This is a genomic window from Caballeronia sp. LZ065 (assembly GCF_031450975.1).
GTDB lineage: Bacteria > Pseudomonadota > Gammaproteobacteria > Burkholderiales > Burkholderiaceae > Caballeronia.
In genome coordinates this window covers 1146606-1165415 of sequence record NZ_JARUXV010000001.1, presented here as the reverse complement: position 1 = coordinate 1165415, position 18810 = coordinate 1146606, and the positions used below count along the sequence as shown (strand labels likewise).

The window sequence follows — 18810 nt, the reverse complement described above, 5'->3', positions numbered from 1 at the left end:
GTCCGCAAGGTCCGCAAGGTCCGCGTCCCGCCCTTGCAGCGCCCGCGCACAAGCCATTTGAAAACGGCGTGTCATACAATGCGCCGCCGTCACTTCCTGCCCATCGATGGACTCCGATCAAGGTCTGCCGCTGCCCCAGCGTTACTGGGCCATTCTCGTCGTTGCGCTCGGCGTGACGCTCGCGGTACTCGATGGCGCCATCGCCAACGTCGCGCTGCCGACCATCGCGCGCAACCTGAACGCGTCGCCCGCCGATTCCATCTGGGTCGTCAACGCCTATCAGCTTGCCATCACCATCTCGCTGCTCCCGCTCGCCTCGCTCGGCGACCGCATCGGCTATCGGCACGTGTATGTCGGCGGGCTGGCGCTGTTCACGGTGTCGTCGCTGGGCTGCGCGCTGTCCGACTCGCTCGTCGCCCTGACGATCGCGCGCATCGTGCAGGGCTTCGGCGCGGCCGGCATCATGAGCGTCAACACGGCACTCGTGCGCATGATCTATCCCCATAAGCAGCTCGGCCGCGGCGTCGCCATCAACACGACCGTCGTGGCCGTGTCCTCGGTCGTCGGCCCGACGGTCGCCTCGGGCGTGCTCGCGGTCGCCACCTGGCCGTGGCTTTTCGCGATCAACGTGCCGATCGGTCTCGCCGCCTTCGCCATCGGCATCCGCGCGTTGCCGCGCACGCCGGGGCATCGCCAGCCCTACGACTACCTCAGCGCGATCATGAACGCGCTGTTCTTCGGCCTCGCGATCGTCGCGGTGGACGGCGCCGGTCATGGCGCGCACCGGCCCTGGGTCATTGGCGAGTTCGCGGTGGTCGTGGTGATCGGCTATTTCTTCGTCAGGCGGCAACTGACCCGCAGTCAGCCGCTGCTGCCGATCGACCTGCTGCGCATTCCGGTCTTCGCGCTGTCGATCGGCACCTCGGTCTGTTCGTTCTGCGCGCAGATGCTGGCCTTCGTGTCGCTGCCGTTCCTGCTGCAGGACACCTTCGGCATGAGCCAGGTCGAAACCGGCTTCCTGATGACGCCTTGGCCGCTCGTCATCGTGTTCGTCGCGCCACTCTCGGGCATTCTCGCGGACCGATACTCGGCAGGCCTGCTGGGCGGCATCGGACTCGCGATCCTGTCGCTCGGACTGGTCGCGCTAGCCACGCTCGGCGCGCATCCGGACGCGTTCGACATCGCGTGGCGCATGGCCGTCTGCGGCCTCGGCTTTGGCCTGTTCCAGTCGCCCAACAATCGCCAGATCATCTCCGCGGCGCCGCGTCATCGCAGCGGCGGCGCGAGCGGCATGCTGGGCACGGCCCGCCTCACCGGCCAGACCCTCGGCGCGGCGCTCGTCGCGCTGAGCTTCGGCATCGATTCCAAAAGCGGCCCCACCTTCGCGCTCGCACTTGGCGCGGGATTCGCCGCCGTGGCCGCCATTGTCAGTCTGCTGCGAATGACCGGCGGACGCCGCGTCGAGACTGCCTGAGGCACACGCCCGCACCGCTGTAGCCAACCCTTTGGGCACACCCCTTGCTGAACTTCGGGCATGGATTCCGCACACGCGAATCACCCGAAAATTGCTGACAGGAGTGTGTTCATGGGCGCATCGCTCAATGGTTGCAAGGTTGCCATTCTCGCCGTCGACGGCTTCGAGCAGGCAGAGCTCGTCGAGCCGCAACGCGCGCTCGAGGAAGCCGGCGCGCAAGTGCATGTCATTTCGCAGAAGGCTGGTCAGATCCAGGGCTTCAGGCATGTCGACAAGGGTGACAAGGTCGATGTCGATATCACCCTCGACGCCGCCAACGCCGGCGATTACGACGCCGTGGTGTTGCCGGGCGGCGTGGTCAACGGCGACGCCATCCGGCTGGACGCGAAGGCGCAAAGCTTCGTCAAGGAAGCCGACCGGGCCAAAAAGCCGATCGCGGTGATCTGCCACGGCGGCTGGCTGCCGATTTCGGCGGGCATCGTCGCGGGCCGCACGATGACCAGCTGGCCCAGCCTGCAGGACGACGTGCGCAACGCCGGCGGCACGTGGGTGGATCAGGAAGTGCAGGTGGATGGCAATCTCATCACGAGCCGCAAGCCGGACGACCTGCCGGCTTTCAATCGTGCGCTCATCGACGCGCTTGGCAAGTCGCGCGCGGCCTGAGCAGGAAACCTCGCAACGGAGCCATGCCGATGTCGAATCCGTTCAGCCGATACCGGCGCAGGCAAGCACAGGGGCGCAGTTTCCGCCTGGCGGCGCGCGCGCTGGAAAATCGCCGCGGCTGTGCCTATGGCACGGCCTATAGTGGAAAAGCGGCGTCATGATCCTCGCTCACGACATCCGGCGTGTCGCCCACCCTCGTCCCGCTTATGAGGACTCGACCATGCACATCACCTTCGCCGACGAATCCCCCGTTTTTGACGGCGACGACCTCGCCATGCACTTCGCCGCGCTCGTCGATGGCGAGCCGGTCGTCTGTTCGATCTCCGCCGAGGCGCTCGAAGATCACTTCGGCGCGCCCTCGCCGCGCGAAGACGATCTGCGCGCCGCTTTTGCAAATGGCGCAGCGCGCATCCGCGCGGTCTGCGCCGAAGCACTCGATGACAACGGCGGGCAGCCCGTCGTGCTGCGAAGCGGGCTGTTCCGCGTCGCGGGCCTGGAGCCGGAATGATCCGGACCGGCATGCCGCGCGTCGAACCCATTCACCCAGTCGATAAGGAGGGAACATGTCCCTGATCATTGCGGGCCGATTTCAAACTTTTCCCGCAGCCGAAGCGGCGGCGCAGGGCCTGTTCAAGAACGGTTTCGTCGAAGAGGACGTGACGCTGTTCTTCGTCAATCCGAGCGGGCAGCACGCGCGCCATCCGATCGGCGGCGACGTCGGCACCGATGCCGGTGCGAGCGCCGCGCCCAAGGGCGCCGGCAAGGGCGTGACCATCGGCGCGGTGGCGGGCGCGGTCGTCGGCGCGGCGATCTTCGCCGTGTTCCATGCGCCGCTGCTGGTGTCCGTAATCGCGGCGGGCGTTGGCGCGTATATCGGATCGCTGGTTGGCGCGATGTCGCATACGCGCAAGCCGCAGACGTCCGCGCAAGCCGAGGAGCCGATGCGTCATGCCGGCGTAGTGGTGGCCGTGCATGTCTCTCCCGAGTCCCAGGGCCAAGCCGCCGATACGCTGCGCGCGGCGGGCGGCATGGATATCGAGCGGGCGTCGGGACGCTGGAAACAAGGACGCTGGAGCGACTTCGACCCGCTGCAGCCGCCGCATCCGGTAGGCGAATTCGCGCAAACGCGCGCCTGAGGGATCGGCCTGCTTCTCACACGGAAACGCCCGCGAAAGCGGGCGTTTCTGCATTTGCGTCACGACTTGATTTCAGACCCAGAGTCCGGCCGGGTGTGTGGGACGCACATGCGCGCGGATGCTGCAATCGGCGCGCTGCATACGTGGCGTGTCCGTCTGGGCCGACGAAGGCTCGCAGATCGGCGCGGCATGCGAAGGCTGAACGCGTGCGGCCGGCTCCTGAGCGGCGCTGACGTGCTGCCGCACTTGCAGGGTGACCGCCGAAGCCACGATGGCCACAAGTACGAGGGACTCGCGCTTTGCAAGCCGATGCAATAAATCCATGCTGTTTTCTCCGCTTGTCGTGCACGACGCCTCAATGGGATTCGCGCTTGTAATGGCCGGGAAGCAGCAAGCTGTGTGCCGCCCTCTTCCGTTAAGAGCTTCGAGAGGCGAGCCCGAACAGCGCGCCTTGCGGGCACGCTGCATGCGCTAGATATCGGCAAGCCGCAACTCGCAGGGAGGCCGCGGCGCAGCAAGAATCTCAATCCAATAACGGAGGTATCCCATGAGCACGAACGTCGTATCGGTACTCAATGATCTCGTCGAAACCTCGAAGGACGGTGAAAAGGGCTTCCTCAAGGCCGCCGAGGATACGCGCGATCCCAGTCTCAAGCTGCTGTTCCAGAACCGCGCGCAGAAGTGCGCCGAAGGCGCGCGCGAACTGCAGGACGTGGTTCAGCGACTCGGCGGCAAGCCGGAAACCGGCGGCTCGGTGGCTGGCGCGTTGCATCGGGGCTGGGTGGATGTGAAATCGGCCGTCAGCGGTCACAGCGACCATGCCATCCTCGCCGAATGCGAGCGTGGCGAAGATGCGGCGAAGAAGAACTATCGCCAGGCGCTGGACAAGGATCTGCCTGCCGATGTCCGCGCTATCGTTGAGCGTCAATATCAAGGCGTGCTGGAGAATCACGACCGCATTCGCGACTTGCGCGATCAATATGCGGCTGCGAAGTCGTGATGCGCGTTTGATCCGCTGATGGAGAAACGGCCGCTTGCGCGGCCGTTTCTTCTTGCGGTCAGGAACGCGCAGCTTACTGCGGTGCGCCCTTGTCGTTGGTGCCCAGCGACGACGCCGCTGCGGCCGCCGAAGCGCCCTTCAGCTTGTGCGTCTTGTCCTGCTGATGCAGATAGGTGCCCTTCGACTTCTTCGCGTGCGAGCCGGTGGCCGCCGCATCCGATGCAGCCTGTGCGAAGGCGCCCGTGGAGAACGCCAGTGCCAGCGCGCCGATCAATGCCATCTTTTTCGTCTTCATGAAGAGCTCCTTTTGTCGGGGCATCGGAACGGCGCTGTTCTGCACGCTCGTCAACCACCTGTGTAAGTAACGTCCTGAACGGCCGTACTTCGTTTTTAGATTTCGAAGTGCTGCGAGGTAATGCGCACTGCCTGAAGCGGAGTCATGTTGCGACTGCGGCGCCGGATCCGTTGCGACACGAATCACGACGCCCTGATGCGAGAACCCGCGCCCGATCCGGCCGTTCGCCTTCCGGCGAACCATCGGACCCTGCGCGGGTTCCTTGCTGCTGGCACTCAACCGCGGCCCGCCGTGGCGAAGCCGGGCATACGCACTATGCCATTACTTGGCCGCAATTTTAAGATGGTTCTTCACGGATGCAACACCGGAGACGTTCGAGACGACTTCCTCGGCGGCGGTCTTGTCTTCCGCCGACGGCACCGTACCGGTCAGCGACACCACGCCCGAACGGGTCTTCACATGGACGTGCGTCGACTTGACGTTCTTCGCGCCGAGCAGTTCGGCCTTGACCTTGGTCGTGACCGCGCTGTCATCGACCTTCTGGCCCATCGTCGTGCCGGAACCGCTGGTGGACGATGCCGGGGTCACGGTCGCGTTCTGGGCGCTGGCGTTCAGCGCGAACATCACACAAGCGATACCACCGGCAGCCTTCAGGATTTGAGTCGTCTTCATGGCAATACTCCCATTTTGTCGATTTTGGTCTGGCGCACCCACTCGCTGCTAGCAAGCGCGAAGGGCCGCTCTTCGATTTACGTCGCGCCGTAGCACGCGGAACGTGACATCCCTACCGCAACTTGCGTGCCGAACCCTTGTCCACGGTCTGCGTCGGTGGCCTGGAAGCCCACAATCCCTGTGAAGAATCAACGGTTTGTTGTCGCTGCGAAGGTCCACTCGAAGGTCACCAGCGGGTGCAGCAGCAAGCCTGTGGGAATCCGTAAAATGCGCGGCGCTTTTGTCTGAGTGCGTGTAAAAAAGTGCGTGAATGTGGCCTCGGACACGCACCGAATAATCGACGCGGGTGCAAAAAAACCAGTCGCGGCACGAGCTTAACGAACGCTGGCACGGCCTGTGCTTTATAAGCGTCAACATTAGCCCGTCACAGTCAGAACAATCGAGGATCAGCACGCAATGCCGCCCATACTCGAACTCCGCGCGAAGCAAAGCCTCGCGCTTACACCGCGTCTCCAGCAGTCCGTTCGCCTCTTGCAACTGTCGTCGCTCGAGTTCCAGCAGGAACTGCGCAACGCGCTCGACACGAATCCGTTTCTCGAGTACGACGAAACGCAAACCGAAGACAATGCGCTCGGCGCCGATAACGGCAACTCCATGAGCGATTCGACGCTCTCCACTCCCACGGACAGCGCAAGCGAAGGTCCCAGCAGCACCGAATCGTCGAGCGAAAGCGAAGCCAGCGTGGATGCAGGCTCGCGCGACGATTCCATGAACGACTATTCCTCGGACCCGTTCGGACGCAGCGGGTCCCGCAACAACGGCGACGGCGAAGGCTCGGATCCGGCGGATTGGGTCCGCATCGAACCGTCGCTGCACGAAACCCTGCACGATTCGCTGCGCATGTATCAACTGAGCGAGCGTGACCGGGCGATCGCACAGCTCATCATCGAAGCCCTGGATGACGACGGATATCTGCGCCAGGAATTGAGCGATCTGGCCAATGTGGTCGAGATCGAGCCGGCGCTCGGCGAAGATGAACTCACGATTGCGCTCAAGCTGGTTCAATCGCTCGACAGGCCAGGCGTGGGCGCGCGCAATCTGTCCGAATGCCTGACCCTGCAACTCGCAGCGCTCGACGAAGACACGCCGGGCCGCGCCGTCGCGCTCGAGATCGTCGTGCATCACCTCGAGCGTCTCGCGCGACGCGAGCAAGCCGAATTGCAGAAGAAAATCGGCTGCAGCGCCGATGAACTGCGCACCGCCTGCGCACTCGTCCGCCGTCTCGATCCGAAGCCGGGTGAGAACTACGGCCAGAGCGAGGACAATTACGTCGTGCCGGACGTGATCGTGCGCCCGGTCAAGAAGCAGTGGCTCGTAACGATCAATCCCGCCGTGCTGCCGCGCGCCCGCATTCACCGCATGTATGCCGAACTGTTCGCGCAATCGGCTGGTGCCAGCCGTTCGCCGCTCGCGCAGCAGTTGCAGGAAGCACGCTGGTTGATTCGTAATGCACAGCAGCGTTTCACCACGATCCAGCGCGTGGCGGAATGCATCGTGTCGCATCAGAAGGCGTTCTTCGACTATGGCGAGATCGCACTGAAGCCGCTGGTGCTGCGCGACGTGGCGGACGAACTCGGCCTGCATGAGTCGACCATCTCGCGGGCGACGGGCAACAAGTACATGTCCACGCCGCGCGGCATTTTCGAGTTCAAGCATTTCTTCCCGCGCGAACTGTCCACGGAAAGCGGCGGCACCTGCTCGGCCGCAGCCGTGCGCGCGCTGCTGAAGGAAATGATCTCGCAGGAGAACACGCGCGATCCGCTGTCCGATGTGAGTCTCGCGAAGATGCTGGCGGACCAGGGCGTGATCGTGGCTCGCCGCACGGTGGCGAAGTATCGCCATCTGATGAAAGTGCCGCCCGCGGAGTTGCGCCGCCAGGCTTGATGCGCTTCGTTCGCGTGGGCAAGCGGCTCTCGCGGACGCACTGATTGTCACGCTCTCAAGCGCTCGGCGACGACCCGGTCAAGCGAGGCGCCTGAGCGACAGGGAGCGTAGCCGACAGGCCGTCCGTTCGCGGACGGCCTTTTTTTCGCTGTGGCGCGGCGGTTGGATGCCACGCCGCGGCATGAATCAGCGCCACGAATCAGCGCCATCCGGAAGCCCGGTGCGTGCGCTTGCGCGCTGCCGTGGCCGCGAGTTCGGCGCCCAGCAGGAACACGGCCGCCGAGTAATACAGCCACATCAGAATGATCGCCAGCGACCCGGCCGCGCCAAACATGTTGGCCGTCCCGGCGTGCGCGAGGTAGAAAGCGAACAGCCGCTTGCCGCCCTCGAAAAGCAAGGCCGCCGCAGCCGCGCCCAGCGCGGCGTCACGCCAGAGCATGCGGGTCGTCGGCAAGAACTTCAGCAGCACGGTGAAGGCAAGCATCAGCACGGACAGGGAGATTGCCCGCTGGCTGAGCCCTGACAGCACGATGAACGGACTGCCTTCGCCGAGCACCCAGCGCCCGAGAATCTCGACGAGCGCATCCAGCACGAGGAGCGCCGCGACGAGCAGCCCCGCGCCGATAACGAGCCCGAAGGACATCAACCGCACGCGCAGCAATGAGACGATGCTCTCGCGCGCACTGACCGCGGGCGTCGGCCAGATCACGTTGAGCGCGCTGTGCAAGGTAGAAAACGTAGCCGACGCCCCGACCAGCACGCCCACCAGCGACAGCAGCGCCGTGCTGCGCGCGATATCCGCATGCCACGCGTTCGCGACGATCGCTTCCAGCGCGTGAGCCGCGTCGGCGCCGACCACGCCGCTGATTTCATCGAACAGACGTCCCTGCACGGCGTCGGCGCCAAAGAAGACGCTCGCCACTGCGATGACGATGACCAGCGTGGGCGCGACCGAAAACGCCGCGAAAAAGGCAATCGACGCCGAGAACATCAGACAGTGGTCCTGCACCCATTGCGAGACCGGGTCGACCGCCCACGACAGCCAGCCGACCCGCGACGTGCGGCCGGCGGCGACCGTTGGAGCTTGTGGAGTGGTCGGGCGAAGGTTCTGGTCCATCGACAAGAAAACGAAGCGCGGCGAAAGGTGCCAGCGCTGATGTTAGCCCGTACGGACGAAGCGCACATCGGGGGCGCAAATGAAAAGCGGCACGTTCCGGCTGGAATGTGCCGCTTGCGTCTATTCACACTTCACGGTGCTCGGGGGCGCTCGGCGTCCGGATCGGCTTCGTCGTCGGCGATGCCGCGCGTCTCATCCTCCACTTCGTCGGGCAGGATGTCGCCGTCCGGCGTCAGGTGGTTGTCGCCGTCCGCGGACGCCGCTTCACCCGTGCCGTAACGGTCGGTATCGCTGTTCAACTCCGCTTCGGACTGGCCGAGCGCGTGGGCATCGAGTTCGTCTTCGATCTCGCCCGGATAGCGCTTCTCGCCCTGCACGTCCGAGCCGCTGTCCGATGAATCGCTGGGACCGAGCGCGCCCGTTCCATGTCCCTTGCCGTATTCCGCGCCGTCGTCTTCCGGCGGATTCAATGTGCTTCCACTCATCGTGACCTCCATGGTCGGTTCCTGTTCGTGTTCCATGGAGTTCCGCAAAAGCCGTTCCGCGCACCATTAAAAAACCCCGCGCTTCTTTCGAAACGCGGGGTTGCGTGCAACGTGGCTGCAGCGAGGCGTCAGGCCTGCGCTGCCGAAGGCTTGACGGCCGCCGCGCCGGCGGAACTGGTGGCAGACGACGTCGCGTTCTGCTTGACCGTCTTCACGGTCTTCTCCGTTACGGAGGCCGCGGTGGCCACACTGCGCAGGTCCGACAGGAACGAATCGCGCCAGACCGACAGATTGTTCTCGCGCAGCGGTGCCATCATGTCGGCGTGGCGCGCCTGGCGTTCGGCGAGCGGCATGGAGAGCGCGCGCTCCAGCGCTTCAGACATCTGAGACAGATCGAACGGATTGACGACCAGCGCGCCCGGCAGTTGATCCGCCGCGCCCGCAAACTGCGACAGGACCAGCGCGCCCGGATCCTCCGGATCCTGCGACGCGACGTATTCCTTCGCGACCAGATTCATGCCGTCGCGCAACGGCGTGACATAGCCGACCTGCGAGAGGCGGAACAGCGCCATCAGCAAATTGCGTTCGTACTTGCGGTTCAGGTACTGGATGGGCGTCCAGTCGAGCTGCGCAAAACGCCCGTTGATGCGGCCCGCCTCGCCTTCCAGATTCCGGCGAATGCGCTGATAGGTCTGCACGTCGGAGCGGGTCGGCGGCGCGATCTGCACGAGCGACACGCGGCCATGCCAGCCCGGCGCGTTCAGCAGCAGGCGCTCGAAGGCCTGAAAGCGTTCCACCAGCCCCTTCGAATAATCGAGCCGGTCCACGCTCATGATGAGCTTGCGGCCGCGCATGCTGTCGCGCAGGCTGTTGACCTGCTTGCGATTGGCGAATTGCTCGGCGGACTTGGCGATCGCGTCCGGATAGATGCCGATCGGATAGGCGCCGACCTTCATCATCCGTCCGAACGCCTGCAGCATGCCGTCGTCGCTGTAGTGGCCGCGCCCGGTGCGCTCGATGTAATCGATGAACGACTGCTTGTCGTTGTCCGTCTGGAAACCGACGACGTCGTATTGGCACATCGCCGCCATCAGTTCCTCGTGCGGCGGGATGGTGCGCATCACTTCCGGCACCGGAAACGGAATATGCAGGAAAAAGCCGATCGGGTTCGCGACGCCCAGTTTGCGCAGTTCCTGCGCGAAGGGAAGCATGTGATAGTCATGCACCCAGATGATGTCGTCGGGCTTCAGCATCGCCTTCAGCTTTGCGGCGAGGCTCGCATTGACGCGCATGTAGCCGGCAAATTCCTCGCGGTCGAAACGCGACAGGTCATTGCGATAGTGAAAGGTCGGCCACAACGTGGCGTTCGAGAAGCCGCGATAGTACTGGTCATAGTCGCGACGCGTGAGCCCGACCGTCGCGTAGGTCACCTTGCCGCCCTTCTCCACGACTGGCGCCGCCGCCTCGCCGACAATCTCGCCACTCCAGCCGAACCACACGCCCCCTGATTCCTTGAGCGCATCCAGCACGCCGATAGCGAGGCCGCCCGCGCTGGGCTTGCCTTCCTGGATCGGGGCGACGCGATTCGATACCACGATCAATCTGCTCATTACAGCTTCACCTCTCAGTTGCCGTTGCATGCTCGAATTGGCGATCAAGAGTACGCAAAAAATGTGCCGTTCTGTTACCTTCCGTGAATAAAAATTTGTACGTAGATGTTACGGACGAAAAAAAACACGCGGCGACCGTCCGCCGCGTAGAAATTTTTGTTCTTGAAACCAGATTGCCCGAGCCCGATCGACGCCGATCACGAATCCTGCTCGGATCCGAGGTCACGCTGATAGTCCATTCCCTCGCGCCGCACGCCGCCTTGGTTGTGCTCGCCATCGGGCGGAGCGTCAGGCGCGGCGCGGTTCTGACTGGCAGGATCATGCTCTGTCGCGGACGGCGGGCCGGCTTGCGGGCCGGCTGCCTTGGCGGCTTCGGCGCGCGCTTCACGCTTGGATGAATGACGCGCGGAGCGTCGAAGTGCGGGATGCCTCATGATGCCTCCAGAGAGAAGGCCGTCGCGATAGGACCTCGGCGGCGTCGGACCGATGCGCTCCGGTGAGCGCAGCTTCAGAAAAAACAACCGGCGACAAAGCGAATCGCCGGTCATTATTACGTCTTTCCTTGTAATCCCTACCTGAGGGATGGAAACTTATTCAAACCGTGCACGAAGTCTGGGCATGGTCCAACGTCGGCGGTCCTGCAGGCTGTCCAGCCGCCTTTCAAGCGTTCAATACACGTGCGGCGTTTCGTTCGGCCCGGGCGGCGGATCGCCGATCGGCTGTGACGGCGGCACGGGCGGCTCGCGCGTCGGATCCGGATTCGTGTCGGGCGGAATCGGAACCGGCGGCGGCTGATCGGGTGGCGTCACCGGCGGATCCGGCGGTTGCGGCGTCTGCGCCTCGAGATCGACAGCGCGGAAGACATGAGTTGAATCACTCTGGGACATGACGGGCTCCTTGCGGTCTTAAGATCGTACGTTCCCTATCCGGGGGCCGGCGCTACGGCGCAGCGCGCGGATGTCAATCAGAAGACAGCAAGGGCCATGCCCCTTGGGATCCCGCTTTCACGTACTCCCGTAACTCATTATCGGCGCAGAAAAGGCGCCTGCCAATGAAAAAACGCCTGCGCTTTTAACAGCAGCAGGCGTCTGATTCGTCTAGAGATAGACGACGTTCAGGGATTTTCGTGATCTGTCTCGCCGACTTCACCACCCTCGCCGACCGCAGCCTTGCTGGCATCCTCACCGTACTCGACGAGCCGGTTATAGAGCGTCTTGAGGCTGATGCCGAGGATCTCCGCTGCCCGCGTCTTCACGCCGCCGCACTGTTCGAGCGTGGCGAGAATCAGCTGCCGGTCCGCCTGCGCCAGCGACGTGCCGAACGGAATGGTCACCGAGGTCCCCGCCGAGGGCTTCGACAGCGAAATCTGCAACGGCACGGTGGCGGTGCTGTCAGAATCAGACGCGGACATGATGTATGCGCGCTGCACGTAGTTCTTCAATTCGCGCACGTTGCCCGGCCAGGTGTACGAGGCCAGCATTTCCCGCAAGGCAGCCGGGAAGACCTTCTTTGTGCTGTAGCGGTTGTTCAGCTCATCGAGGAACGCCTGTCCGAGCAATTCGACGTCCTTGCCGCGCTCGCGCAGGGGCGGCAGGTTGATCGGGAATACGTTCAGCCGGTGGTAAAGGTCGAGACGCAGCTTGCCTTCGAGCACCGCCTGTTCGGGATCCCGGTTGGTCGCCGCGATCAGGCGCACGTCCGTCTCGATTTCCTTGGTCGTGCCCACCCGCATGAACATGCCGGTTTCGAGCACGCGCAGCAGTTTCACTTGCAGCTCGATCGGCATTTCGGTGATTTCGTCGAGGAACAGCGTGCCGCCATTCGCGCGCTCGAAATAGCCCTTGTGCTGGCGATCCGCGCCGGTGAACGAGCCACGCTCGTGGCCGAACATTTCCGATTCGATCAGGTTCGGCGAGATTGCGCCGCAGTTCACCGCAATGAACGCGTGCTTGCGCCGCAGCGAAAGCTCGTGCAGCGTTTGCGCCGCCACTTCCTTGCCGGTGCCCGATTCACCGATCAGCAGCACCGACGCGGCCGTAGGCGCGACGCGGCCGATCTGGTCGTACACGGTCTGCATCGCCGGGGAATTGCCGAGCATCAGGCCGAAGCGACCCATGCGGCGCAATTCGCCGCGCAACGTGCCGATTTCGGCCTTGAGGTCGCCGGCCCGCGGCAGGCGCGCGAGGATCGCCTTCACGCGCTGCATGTTGATCGGCTTGACCAGGTAGTCGGCGGCGCCCATCTTGAGTGCGCTGACGGCGGATTCCACCGTGGCGTGCCCGGTGATGACGATCACCTCGACACCCGAGCGTGGGTCCAGATCTTCGAACAGATCGACGCCGGTGCCGTCGGGCAGCTTCAGGTCCGTAAAGACGACGTCCGGCGTCTGACGCACGAGCTGGATGCGCGCCTCGCGCAAATCGCTGGCAACGGCCGTTGTCAGTCCGTCTTCGCCGATGATCGCGGCTAGTGCCTCGCGGGTACTGGGATCGTCATCGACAATCAATACGTGTGGCATTGCGTCTCGAATGTTTCCAAAGCGTTTTCAGGTCACACGCCTCGATGCGGCGTGGTCTTCTCCGTGCGGGCAGGCCGCGCGGGCCGGTGCGGAGGGCAGCAGCGCCGGATCCTTTAAAGATGCGCGCGCCGTGTGATTCCGCAAAAATAGAATAATTTCCGATATTCCGCACGCTTGGAATCAACTCATCGTAAGTTTTTCCATTTACACAACTTATGAAAGAGTTTCACTGATTATAAGCGTTTATCAAGTCGAAAACGCACGCTGACCAGACGTGCGTTTCATCGGCTGGAGCGGCTGCGCGCTCTGCTTTCCCGCCGCCGCAGGCGCGCTGGGTATGCGCAGGCTCAGCTACGCGGGAAGTGCCACGCGTCAGCCGTGCCACCGACCACGCCGTGGCCATTCACCGCGCCGCCCGAGGCCGGCGTCAGCACCTTGCCGCCTTCGTCTTCCCAGCGGCTGACGTCGCGCGCGGTTCGCCGGCTGGCGTCTTGCGATTGCACCCATTTCCATGCGAGCACGCTGCCCACTGCGAACAACGCACCGAAGATTCCGATCGAAGGACGTGCCATGAGTGTTCTCTCCCAGTGTCATGAAAAATCGCCGAATCGTGGACGGGATCACAGCGTCCGGCTTTCGGCCTGTGTCATCCGTGCCCGGCGCACGCAGTCAGCGCGAGACGAGCAGCCCGACCAGGAAGCCGACGCCGGCTGCAATGCCGAGCGACTGCCAGGGGTTGTCTTTCACGTATTTCTCCGTGCAGTCCACGCCTGCGCGATAGCGCGTCTGCGCGCTCGCCTGCGCGTCCTCGAGGGCACCGCGGGCCGAATCGACGTGCTCGCGCAGCCGCGACCGCAGTGCGTCCACGCCCTCTCCCGGCAGCGTCGCGGACAGCCGCAGCAACTCTTCCGAATCGTTGAGCAGTACCTTGATGTCTTCGATGATTTTTTGCTTGCCCAACGCAAGCTGGACAGTCGTCTGACTCATGGAATGAAGTCCTCGCCCAAGTGGAGTCATGCACGCATCGCCGCTGCTGCTGGCGGGCGCGCTTGTGTTTATCGATGCGGTGTTCAATGCGTTTCGGCGACGGAGACGGCGAGCCGCTGACCTGCGGCGCCGCGCGCGCGCAGACTCCGCACGAGGCCGCTCGCCACCAGCGCGCCGCCCATCGTGCCGAACACGAAGCTCGTCACGTTTGCCGCGCGCGCCAGCGCGGGCGTTCCTGCCGCATACCCTAACACCGCGCACATGAGCGCAGTCACCAGCGCCACCGCGGCCCAGTGATAGATGTCGATCGGTTCGCTCGCCGGGAGTTCCGGCCGGTTGCCGCGCGTGCCGCGCGGCTTCGCGGGCCGGACGGGCTCGTGCACGATGCTGTCGAAATGCTGGATGTTGTCCATGATGCCCTTGCCTCTCTCGCCCATCCTCGTATCTGCGCCGCCGACCTGACTCATCACGGCGCTTTCGAATTAGTTCGATGGATAAGATGCAGCTTTCGTGCCAGCAACCGTTTTCGTGGAAAGCAAAAGGCCGCGCACGCACCGGCCGCGTCGCCATGAACAGACAGCCGACACCAGCGGGTAACAATTACGCCGTGCCTTTGTAAATTCGCGAGGCGTCCGGCGAACCTTGCCGGAATTGAGCGCCCGTGCCGCTGGCGTTCAGACAAAACACCGCATCGGCCCGAGCGCGCATTGCCGCAATGTCGTTGCGAATGGTTAAATAGCGTTTATGAGACAGGAACGTCCGCGCTCAGGCGGCCTTGAAGCAACGTCAAGGCCGCCTCGCCACGCAGACGCGCCTCGACCGACGCACGGCCAGGCAGCGACATCCGCGCAGCGCGGGGACGCATCTGGCATCGGGCGTCGCGCGTCGCCTTCCGACGCGCGCGGTACTCCACTCCCGCGTTGCTCGCGCGCCGGCCGCTGCCGGACTCAGCGCGGGCGCGCCGCCGGACGCCGCCCGGATAACCCTATTCGCAAGCACTCAGGACACATCAGGACACATGGCGTCAACCGATCTCGATCAGCCGCCCCTCGCAGTCGGCGATACACCAGCGCAGAAAAAGCGCAGCGCGGGAGAAGTGCCCGGCCTGAGGTCCTTTGGACTGATGTTCGGCTCATCGCCCGTGATGCAGGAGTTGTATGCGCAGATCGAGCGCGTCGCCGCCACCGACGCGACCGCGCTCATCATCGGCGAGTCGGGCACCGGCAAGGAGCTCGTCGCGCGGACCATTCACGACCGCAGCGCCCGCAAGGACGCGCCGTTCATCGCCGTGAACTGCGGCGCGATTCCGGACAATCTCATCGAAGCCGAGCTGTTTGGTCACGAAAAAGGCAGTTTCACCGGAGCGGTCCAGGGACGCATCGGTTACTTCGAGCACGCCAACGGCGGCACGTTGTTCCTCGACGAAGTCACGGAGATGTCGCCCGTGCGGCAAGTCAAGCTGTTGCGCGCGCTCGAGACCGGCACGTTCTTTCGTGTCGGCGGCAACGACCTGATCACATCCGACGTGCGCGTGATCGCGGCGACCAACCGCGATCCCGTCGTGGCCGTCAAGGAAAACGGCTTGCGCGAAGACTTGATGTATCGCCTGGCCGTGTTTCCGTTGCGCGCGCCACCGCTGCGCGAACGGGACGCCGACCGCGAACTGCTCGCCCAGCATTTCCTGGCCGAAATGAACGCGCAGGAAGGCACGAACAAGGCATTCAGCAAGCGCGCGCTCGATGTCCTGCGCACCTATTCCTGGCCCGGCAACGTGCGGGAATTGAAGAACACGGTGTATCGCGCGTTCATCCTGGCCGAGAAGACGGTGGAAATCGCGCATCCGCACCTTGCGTCGCGAGTGAAGAAACCGGTGACGCAGGGCGATGCAATGAACGTCTGGGTCGGAACGCCGCTCGCCGACGCGCAGAAGCAGATCATCCTCGGCACGCTCAAACACTGCGGCGGCGACAAGCGGCGTGCCGCGAAGGCGCTCGGGGTCAGCCTGAAGACCCTGTACAACCGGCTTGGCGCCTATGAGAACGACGACTCCGATGCCGGCGAGTCCGCGTCGAAGCACGAAAGCTGACGCGCTGCCGGCAACCTTGTCGATGTGCAATCAACTCGAAGCGAACGCCATGCAGCGTTCGCTTTTTTTTGCCTCCAGGCAAGCAGCCACGCGACGCGCGTTCCGTTCGTTTGCATTTGCTTGCAATTTTCACAGCCCGGTAATTAGAGGCTTGCTTCAGAATGCGCAAGGCTTTGTGAAACGTTAGCGTCGCGCTGTTCACGAGAGCCGCTCCGCCTGGCCAGACCTTGCTCCGGCGGCGGAAGTTAAAGCAGATTCGAGCACCCGGTCAGCTTTGCCGGAAACCGGAAAAATGAAGGGAAGCAACATGCAAAACAGGGAAGACCGGCGTGGCCGGCACGCCGCCGCGCTGGCTGCGCTCGTCACGGGCGTCATGGCCTGCGCGAGCCTGACGGGATGCAACTCCCTCTACAGCGAAGGTGCGGTGGCCGGCGCCGGTATCGGCGGCGCGGCCATCGCCAGCAGCGTCACCAACAATGCGGCCGTGGCCACCGGCATCGGCCTCGGCGCGGTCGCCGCGGCCAAGACTGGCGTGCAGTACAGCCAGCGCGTGGTCCATACGAACACTCAGGATCAGATCGCGTCGGCAGCCGGCCCGCTCGATGTCGGCGCGGTGGCGCCGTGGAAGATCGTGCATTCGGTGCCGATCGAGGACGACGAAAAAGGCCGCGTCACCGTGAGCCGCATCATCAGCAGCGGCGCGCTCGAGTGCAAGGAAGTGGTGTTCTCCGTCGATCGCGACGCCACGCAAGACCGTCCCGCCGACAGCGCCTTCTACGTCGCCTCGGTCTGCCGCGACGGCAACAAGTGGAAATGGGCCTCCGCCGAACCGGCGACGCCACGCTGGGGCTCGCTGCAATGACGCGTCCCATCAGCTTGCCGACGGCGTTGCGCGTCGGCCTGCTCGCCGCCGGCGCCGCGGCCTGCCTGAGCCTGAACGGCTGCGCGTCGATCGGTGCGGCCACCGGCGCCACGGCCGGCATTGCGACGGGCGCTTTCACGACCAATCCGGCCATTGGGTTCGGTGTGGGCGTCGCGGTGCAGAGCGCCACCGACGAGCTCGTGAAGCGCACGATGAAGTCGCTGCATCAGGATCAGCAGGTCATGATCGCGGTGACCGCGGGCACGGCCTCGGTCGGCGAAACGCGGCCGTGGAAGGTCAAGCACACGCTGCCGGTCGAGAATGGCCACGGCGAAGTGCGCGTGCTGCGCGAATTCGGCAGCGCGCTTGCGACCTGCAAGGAGTTCGCCTTCTCGGTCGTCGATGGCGACGACGCGAAGGCGCCCGCCGAATGGTTCGTCGCCACGGCCTGCCAACAGTCGAGTGGCTGGAAGTGGGCATCGGCGGAACCGGCGGTGGACCGCTGGGGCAATCTGCAATAAGGCCTCAACATGCAAAAGCGCGGCCGCCGTCACCGGCGCGCCGCGCTTTTGCTTCGGGCCTTTCGCGCTGTATGGACGACCGTCAGCTCTCCACGTCCTCCAGACTCAGCATCTCGGTCTGATCGTTGTACGAGAAGATCTCGCCGTAACGGCCCCAGTCGATCACCGCATCGAGCGATTCCTGCGCGGCCTTGTCGGAGAGGAAGTCCTCCAGTTCCTGCTCGAAGCGCACGCGCGGCGCCCGGTGCCCCGGCCGCTCGTTCAGCACCTTCTTGATCCGCGCCGCCAGCGGCACGTGCCGCAGCAGATGGTCGGCGAACATCATCTTGCGCTCCTGCGTGCCGAACTCCGCGAACACGCGCGCCTGCGGCGTCAGGAAAATATCGCCCTCGCGCACGTCCGCGAAACCGAGATGCTGCAGCACTTCCGCGACCGGGAACAGGTCGTCCACCTCCAGATGCAGCGTGCGCGCGATCTCCGGCATGTCCGCGCGGCCGTGGTACGGCGCGGCGGCGAGCGTTTCGATGAGACCCGCCATCAGATTGGTCGACACGGACGGCAGCCAGGTGCCGAGCTCCAGCCCCTTCTTCTTCGCCTCGTCCATCGGGCGCGCGGTCATCTTCGCGTAGATGTCGTCGACGAGCCGCCGGAACGCCGGGTCCAGCCGGTTGCGCGGATGCTTGAACGGCACCTTGATCTCGGCCATCACGCGCCCCGGATTCGAGGACAGCACCAGGATCCGGTCGCACATGAACACCGCTTCCTCGATGTTGTGCGTGACGATCAGCACCGACTTGATCGGCATGCGGCCCTGCGTCCACAGGTCCAGCAGGTCGGTGCGCAGGTTCTCGGCGGTCAGCACGTCGAGCGCGGAGAACGGCTCGTCCATCAGCAGCAAGGTGGGATCGACCACCAGCGCCCGCGCGAAGCCGACCCGCTGCCGCATGCCGCCCGACAGCTCGCGCGGATAGGCGTTCTCGAAACCGTCGAGACCGATCAGATCGATCGCCGCCAGTGCGCGCTCGCGCCGCTCGCGCGCGGCCACGCCCTGCGCCTCCAGCCCGGCTTCCACGTTCTGCAGCACGGTCAGCCACGGGAACAGCGCGAAGGTCTGGAACACCATCGCGACGCCCTTCGCCGGGCCGCGCAACGGTTCGTTCAGATAGGTGACTTCACCGGCCGTCGGCTCGATCAACCCGGCGATGATGCGCAACAGTGTGGACTTGCCGGAGCCCGAGCGTCCGAGCAGGCCGACGATCTCGCCCTCGCGCAACGCGAGGTTCGCATCGTCGAGCACCAATAGCTCGCCCTGGGTCTTGTTGAAGCCGCGGCTGACGTTCTGCACGCGCATGATTTCCGCGCCGAGCCGCGGCGGCGTGCCTTGCGGGCGCTGGAAGCCCGGTGCAGCGGACGTCTGCGGGTTTTTAGGGTTCTGCATCG

General features: G+C 64.5%; 22 protein-coding genes. 9 read left to right on the top strand and 13 right to left on the bottom strand.

The annotated features are described in order from the left end of the window. Window positions 1-106 precede the first annotated feature (106 nt). From QCE63_RS05490 to QCE63_RS05475, 4 genes are all read left to right on the top strand, one after another. Complete coding sequence (locus QCE63_RS05490) at window positions 107-1474, top strand: MFS transporter (protein WP_309831286.1); 1368 nt, start codon at window positions 107-109, stop codon at window positions 1472-1474. A 111-nt stretch (window positions 1475-1585) separates the two neighbouring features. Further along, complete coding sequence (locus QCE63_RS05485) at window positions 1586-2137, top strand: type 1 glutamine amidotransferase domain-containing protein (RefSeq protein ID WP_309831284.1); 552 nt, start codon at window positions 1586-1588, stop codon at window positions 2135-2137. A gap of 157 nt (window positions 2138-2294) precedes the next feature. Next, the gene (locus QCE63_RS05480) at window positions 2295-2645 is read left to right on the top strand and encodes a DUF1488 domain-containing protein (RefSeq protein WP_309831283.1); all 351 of its coding nucleotides are present in this window, start codon (window positions 2295-2297) and stop codon (window positions 2643-2645) included. A gap of 55 nt (window positions 2646-2700) precedes the next feature. Beyond that, the gene (locus QCE63_RS05475) at window positions 2701-3273 is read left to right on the top strand and encodes a glycine zipper domain-containing protein (protein WP_309831281.1); all 573 of its coding nucleotides are present in this window, start codon (window positions 2701-2703) and stop codon (window positions 3271-3273) included. Between the two features lie 72 nt (window positions 3274-3345). On the opposite strand, the gene QCE63_RS05470 is transcribed toward QCE63_RS05475, so the two are convergent. Further along, window positions 3346-3597 carry a hypothetical protein gene (locus QCE63_RS05470; RefSeq protein ID WP_309831279.1) on the bottom strand — a complete coding sequence of 84 codons (252 nt, stop codon included), beginning with the start codon at window positions 3595-3597 and terminating at the stop codon, window positions 3346-3348. Window positions 3598-3820: 223 nt separating this feature from the next. Here QCE63_RS05470 and QCE63_RS05465 point away from each other — a divergent pair, with 223 nt between their 5' ends. Beyond that, the gene (locus QCE63_RS05465) at window positions 3821-4273 is read left to right on the top strand and encodes a PA2169 family four-helix-bundle protein (RefSeq protein WP_309831278.1); all 453 of its coding nucleotides are present in this window, start codon (window positions 3821-3823) and stop codon (window positions 4271-4273) included. 73 nt (window positions 4274-4346) lie between these two features. Here the strand turns inward: QCE63_RS05465 and QCE63_RS05460 are convergent, their stop codons facing one another. Further along, the gene (locus tag QCE63_RS05460; protein ID WP_309831277.1) at window positions 4347-4568 is read right to left on the bottom strand and encodes a hypothetical protein; all 222 of its coding nucleotides are present in this window, start codon (window positions 4566-4568) and stop codon (window positions 4347-4349) included. 321 nt (window positions 4569-4889) lie between these two features. After that, entirely contained in the window at window positions 4890-5240 is a 351-nt protein-coding gene (locus QCE63_RS05455; RefSeq protein ID WP_309831275.1) for a BON domain-containing protein, read from the bottom strand. Between the two features lie 456 nt (window positions 5241-5696). Here QCE63_RS05455 and QCE63_RS05450 point away from each other — a divergent pair, with 456 nt between their 5' ends. Continuing rightward, window positions 5697-7184 carry an RNA polymerase factor sigma-54 gene (locus QCE63_RS05450; protein ID WP_309831273.1) on the top strand — a complete coding sequence of 496 codons (1488 nt, stop codon included), beginning with the start codon at window positions 5697-5699 and terminating at the stop codon, window positions 7182-7184. A gap of 199 nt (window positions 7185-7383) precedes the next feature. Here QCE63_RS05450 and QCE63_RS05445 read toward each other — a convergent pair whose 3' ends face one another. The 9 genes from QCE63_RS05445 to QCE63_RS05405 form a co-directional block, all read right to left on the bottom strand. After that, window positions 7384-8301: a YihY/virulence factor BrkB family protein gene (locus QCE63_RS05445; protein WP_309831271.1), complete on the bottom strand. Its 918-nt coding sequence runs from the start codon at window positions 8299-8301 to the stop codon at window positions 7384-7386. A gap of 131 nt (window positions 8302-8432) precedes the next feature. Next, window positions 8433-8786, bottom strand: a complete 354-nt coding sequence (locus QCE63_RS05440) for a chemotaxis protein (RefSeq protein WP_309831269.1) — start codon at window positions 8784-8786, stop codon at window positions 8433-8435. A 128-nt stretch (window positions 8787-8914) separates the two neighbouring features. After that, the gene (otsA, locus tag QCE63_RS05435) at window positions 8915-10396 is read right to left on the bottom strand and encodes an alpha,alpha-trehalose-phosphate synthase (UDP-forming) (protein WP_309831266.1); all 1482 of its coding nucleotides are present in this window, start codon (window positions 10394-10396) and stop codon (window positions 8915-8917) included. Window positions 10397-10593: 197 nt separating this feature from the next. Beyond that, complete coding sequence (locus tag QCE63_RS05430; RefSeq protein ID WP_309833693.1) at window positions 10594-10830, bottom strand: hypothetical protein; 237 nt, start codon at window positions 10828-10830, stop codon at window positions 10594-10596. Window positions 10831-11064: 234 nt separating this feature from the next. After that, entirely contained in the window at window positions 11065-11283 is a 219-nt protein-coding gene (locus QCE63_RS05425; RefSeq protein WP_309831264.1) for a hypothetical protein, read from the bottom strand. 227 nt (window positions 11284-11510) lie between these two features. After that, window positions 11511-12914: a sigma-54 dependent transcriptional regulator gene (locus QCE63_RS05420; RefSeq protein WP_309831262.1), complete on the bottom strand. Its 1404-nt coding sequence runs from the start codon at window positions 12912-12914 to the stop codon at window positions 11511-11513. Between the two features lie 347 nt (window positions 12915-13261). Beyond that, a complete protein-coding gene (locus tag QCE63_RS05415; protein WP_309831260.1) occupies window positions 13262-13486 on the bottom strand; it encodes a hypothetical protein in 225 nt (74 codons plus the stop codon). A gap of 97 nt (window positions 13487-13583) precedes the next feature. Then, complete coding sequence (locus QCE63_RS05410; protein ID WP_309831258.1) at window positions 13584-13901, bottom strand: DUF883 family protein; 318 nt, start codon at window positions 13899-13901, stop codon at window positions 13584-13586. 83 nt (window positions 13902-13984) lie between these two features. Beyond that, the gene (locus QCE63_RS05405; protein WP_309831256.1) at window positions 13985-14314 is read right to left on the bottom strand and encodes a hypothetical protein; all 330 of its coding nucleotides are present in this window, start codon (window positions 14312-14314) and stop codon (window positions 13985-13987) included. A gap of 605 nt (window positions 14315-14919) precedes the next feature. Here QCE63_RS05405 and QCE63_RS05400 point away from each other — a divergent pair. The 3 genes from QCE63_RS05400 (at window position 14920) to QCE63_RS05390 (ending at window position 17370) form a co-directional block, all read left to right on the top strand. Beyond that, window positions 14920-15987: a sigma-54 dependent transcriptional regulator gene (locus QCE63_RS05400; protein ID WP_309831253.1), complete on the top strand. Its 1068-nt coding sequence runs from the start codon at window positions 14920-14922 to the stop codon at window positions 15985-15987. Between the two features lie 307 nt (window positions 15988-16294). Continuing rightward, window positions 16295-16849 (top strand): hypothetical protein, encoded by a 555-nt coding sequence (locus tag QCE63_RS05395; RefSeq protein WP_309831251.1) that lies wholly within the window; start codon window positions 16295-16297, stop codon window positions 16847-16849. Then, window positions 16846-17370: a hypothetical protein gene (locus QCE63_RS05390; RefSeq protein ID WP_309831249.1), complete on the top strand. Its 525-nt coding sequence runs from the start codon at window positions 16846-16848 to the stop codon at window positions 17368-17370. The genes QCE63_RS05395 and QCE63_RS05390 overlap by 4 nt, the downstream gene beginning before the upstream one ends. Before the next feature lie 82 nt (window positions 17371-17452). Here the strand turns inward: QCE63_RS05390 and QCE63_RS05385 are convergent, their stop codons facing one another. After that, entirely contained in the window at window positions 17453-18808 is a 1356-nt protein-coding gene (locus QCE63_RS05385; RefSeq protein ID WP_309831247.1) for a nitrate/sulfonate/bicarbonate ABC transporter ATP-binding protein, read from the bottom strand. Window positions 18809-18810: the final 2 nt, after the last annotated feature.